2 protein-coding genes are annotated in these 1,330 nt (G+C 35.9%); both read right to left on the bottom strand.

Annotation, left to right across the window (positions count from 1 at the left end; genetic code table 11):
• Positions 1-107: 107 nt before the first annotated feature.
• Entirely contained in the window at positions 108-488 is a 381-nt protein-coding gene (locus BJR36_RS19990; protein ID WP_091237185.1) for a hypothetical protein, read from the bottom strand.
• Between the two features lie 13 nt (positions 489-501).
• On the bottom strand, positions 502-1,330 hold an 829-nt coding region (locus BJR36_RS20530; protein WP_207648929.1), incomplete at its 5' end, for a hypothetical protein.

The following is a 1,330-nucleotide window of genomic DNA, read 5'->3' as shown; positions in this document are numbered from 1 at the left end:
ATTATACCAAACCAGATGGTTTCATGCTATTTTTATGCCAGTTATTATTGAATTTTCAAGGTGCATAAGCACTTATTCATGTGCGAAGTTTGAGTTATATACAATATTTATTTTAATGTTGACAATCCAATTAATCCAATAAATATGATAGTTACAATAATTACTCCAATATAAATTTGCACTATCCTTCTTTTTTCCGGATCATCTTTAACTTTATTATATGCACCTATCATAGTTAATATTATTCCAGAAGAAGTACATACTATTGTAAGCATTTTTAGAAATTCCTGGAATTGAGTTAGAACTTGCATATTACTTGTAAACTTAATTATGCCCGCTATTATAGCCCCAATACTTACCATGCACAATCCAATATAAAAGGATTTTGGCGAAGTTTTCCACATTTTCTTTACATATATTAGCACTGGAATTGCTGAACCTATAGCCATTAAAACATATAATGGCCATGGTAAAAATGCAAAACTCATTTTAGAATCCCCCCTATTTTTTCTTTTCTTCAAACCAAGTTTCTTTAAGATAGTCAACTCCGAGCCCTATTCCAACACCTACTCCAATTCCAGCGCCAACTGTTACCCAAATAGGAGCACTAGCCCCTGCAACCAGACCTACTACAGCTCCTCCAACAATTGTACCACCAACAGATACGGCTGATGCCATATAGCGGTCATTACCTTCATACTTATTAAAATCTCGGTATACATCAATACCTGTAGTAAGAATTGCTGCTGGACCAGCGATTTTTGATACTCCCTTAATTGCTTTTACACTAGTATTAAGGGTAACTGTTTCAACTTCTGCAGCAACTCCAAGGCTTGGTATTTTAGTGATGCTTTTTGTAGTATCACTAAGCTTATCAATAATTTGAGCACCAACGATACCATCAGCTGTACCAGATATTGAATTCTTTACAAATTCATTTGTTGCTTTATTTTTTAAAGTATCAGAACTACCATTACCCGTCCCATTCTTAATATCTTTCGCTATATTGCCTGCTACTGAATTTCCTGATTCAGAGATCAAAGAACTACTTGTGGCAGCTGGTTTCGAAGAAGATTTCTGTCCTGCTGCTGCATAGCTGGGAGGGCTTCCTTTTGAGCTTGTTTTCGAGCTGGTTTTTTCCTTTGCTATTGTTTTCTTGATCTCTTTTTTTGCCGTACTGACTGCTTTTTTTACCGCACTGACTGCTTTTTTTGCCGTACTGGCTACTTTTTCAACAGTTTTTTTGACCGCTTTCTTTGCCTTGGCAACCCATTTTTGAACTATATTTTTCCGTTTATGTCCCGTAGGATCATCGTACGATACAGGATCA

It is taken from the genome of Anaerobium acetethylicum, assembly GCF_900096945.1.
Taxonomy (GTDB): Bacteria; Bacillota; Clostridia; order Lachnospirales; family Lachnospiraceae; genus Anaerobium; species Anaerobium acetethylicum.
Note: the sequence above shows the minus strand (reverse complement) of the source record. Positions and strands in the feature narration are given on the sequence as shown.

Bases quoted from the DNA above. Each gene is read 5' to 3' on its own strand.
- BJR36_RS19990 (WP_091237185.1), bottom strand. From the start codon at position 488: ATGAGTTTTGCATTTTTACCATGGCCATTATATGTTTTAATGGCTATA.